Genomic DNA, 1855 nt, shown 5'->3' on the forward strand with positions numbered 1-1855 from the left:
CACTGTCACGACCACTCACCGCTTCACCAAAAACCTGCCCGAGAAGATATCTCAGGCCGACATCGTAGTCGTTGCCGCCGGCAAACCTGGCTTAGTAAAAGGTGAATGGATTAAGCCTGGCGCAATTGTTATCGACGTGGGTATTAACCGTTTGGACGATGGCCGCTTGGTGGGTGATATTGAATTTGATGTCGCGCAAGAGCGCGCTGGCTGGATTACACCTGTTCCTGGCGGTGTAGGCCCCATGACAGTTGCAACGCTGATGGAAAATACGCTTTATGCAGCGAATGAGCTGCATAGCTAAGTTGAAGCAAGCCTGTAGGAAGAGGTCTCCGTACCTCCCTGGCGGACTGGCACAAAGTTTCTATGAAGCACCGCATTAGCGAGAGGTAGAACCCTCTGCCTACAAAAGAATATATACCAAACTCCACGTAGGCGGGGCCTCCGGCCGCGCGAACGAAACCGCTAGGCTATCTGATACACCGTGGAAAGACTTGCGCCCCGAGACGGGCCGCCTACAACTACAAACGCGCTATCTCGACAGTCACTTGTAGGCAGATGTCTCCGTGCCTCGCTGGCGGACTGGCACAAAGTTTCTATGAAGCACCGCATTAGCGAGGGGTAGAACCCTCTGCCTACGATTGAGTTTATTAGTGATTAAGAGCGGCGCCAGCTGGTACCATCTTTACTATCATCTAAGGTAATGCCCTGCTCTAACAACAGATCACGAATTCGGTCAGACTCCGCCCACTCTTTATTCGCACGTGCTTCTGTTCTTGCCACAACTAAAGTATCTATCTCATCATTTGATAAACCATCAGCCGAAGCTGCGCCTTTAAAGTAATCTTCAGGGTCTAATTGAAGAATACCCAAAGCTTCACCTAAAGAACGAAGCGTACTAGCCAAGGCCGCAACATTGTCACCTTCATCAGTACGTGCAACATTTAGCTCTCGAACCAAGTCAAACATCACGGCCAATGCTTCAGGCGTATTAAAGTCATCATCCATCGCTGTTTTAAAGCGCTCAAGATAAGACTCAACGCGCGCTTCAGAACTTAGCTCTGCCTCGCTCAAACCACGTAAAGACTGATATAAACGATCCAAGGTTGCTTGCGCTTCAACCAGGTTATCTTCGGAATAATCAACCTGACTACGATAGTGGCTAGACACTAGGAAGTAACGAATCACTTCAGCCGGATACTTTTCCAAGACTTCGCGAATGGTGAAGAAGTTACCCAAAGATTTAGACATCTTTTCTTTGTTTACACGAACAGCGCCTGCATGCATCCAGTAGTTCACATACTTCTGACCGGTTGCACCTTCAGACTGGGCAATTTCATTTTCATGATGTGGGAATTTTAAGTCTGGCCCGCCCCCATGAATATCAAAGGTATCACCCAAACAGCAAGTCGACATGGCTGAGCATTCAATATGCCAGCCAGGGCGACCATTCCCCCACGGGGATTCCCAGCTAGCCTCGCCTTCTTTTGCCGCTTTCCACAAAACAAAATCCAGTGGATTACGCTTATGCTTTTCAACATCGATACGCGCACCCGCCAACAGCTCTTCGGTATTACGCTTGCTTAGCTTACCGTAGGTTTCAAACTTATCGATCGCATAATAGACATCGCCATTGTCGGCAGCATAAGCATGCTCGTTGTCGATCAGACGTTGAATCATATCGATAATTTCCTGGATATGCGCCGTCGCTCTCGGCTCCTGGTCTGGAGACTTCACCGACAACGCCGCTTCATCCTCATGCATCGCATCGATAAAGCGCTGCGTTAAAGCATCGTAGGCCTCTCCATTCTCCGCCGCTCGGGCGAAGATCTTGTCATCTACATCGGTGATATTT

The 1855-nt window shown here is 49.3% G+C and carries 1 protein-coding gene and 1 pseudogene; one reads left to right on the forward strand and one right to left on the reverse strand.

Translation table 11 applies throughout. The features are described 5' to 3' along the window. Nucleotides 1-304: pseudogene (locus A3729_RS21505) on the forward strand (bifunctional methylenetetrahydrofolate dehydrogenase/methenyltetrahydrofolate cyclohydrolase); the annotation flags it as partial. 353 nt (nucleotides 305-657) lie between these two features. Here A3729_RS21505 and cysS read toward each other — a convergent pair. Next, the coding region (cysS, locus tag A3729_RS21510; protein WP_068634258.1) for a cysteine--tRNA ligase at nucleotides 658-1855 on the reverse strand (1198 nt) is incomplete at its 5' end.

It is taken from the genome of Oleiphilus sp. HI0043, from assembly GCF_001634935.1.